This window comes from Cupriavidus sp. SIMBA_020 (assembly GCF_046535395.1).
Lineage (GTDB): Bacteria > Pseudomonadota > Gammaproteobacteria > Burkholderiales > Burkholderiaceae > Cupriavidus > Cupriavidus campinensis.
The window spans coordinates 1-267 of the sequence record NZ_JAWRWU010000726.1; the positions used below are offsets into that span (position 1 = coordinate 1).

General features: G+C 60.7%; 1 protein-coding gene. It reads left to right on the forward strand.

Going from position 1 to position 267, the window contains the following annotated elements; genetic code table 11:
• Positions 1-235: TetR/AcrR family transcriptional regulator C-terminal domain-containing protein (locus tag SB751_RS31245; RefSeq protein WP_410749176.1), on the forward strand; the 235-nt coding region annotated here is incomplete at its 5' end.
• Positions 236-267 lie beyond the last annotated feature (32 nt).

Genomic DNA, 267 nt, shown 5'->3' on the forward strand with positions numbered 1-267 from the left:
GCCCGCCCATGTCATCGCCCAGATCGAGGCCGTGTTGCGTCAGTTGCACGCGAAGGCGATTCTGAACGTACCCGATGCTCTCCGGTCCGCCCGCTTGTTTGCCGCGCTTTTCAAAGGATCCGATCTTCTGATGGTCGCACGCTTCGATCAGGCGAGAGCAGCGGACGACAACGAAATCGAATCCTATTGCCGGTCGGCCGTCGCCATGTTCATCGCCGCGCACGGTGGCATCTAAAGGTGCGTCGCGGCTTGATGAAGAACCCGCAG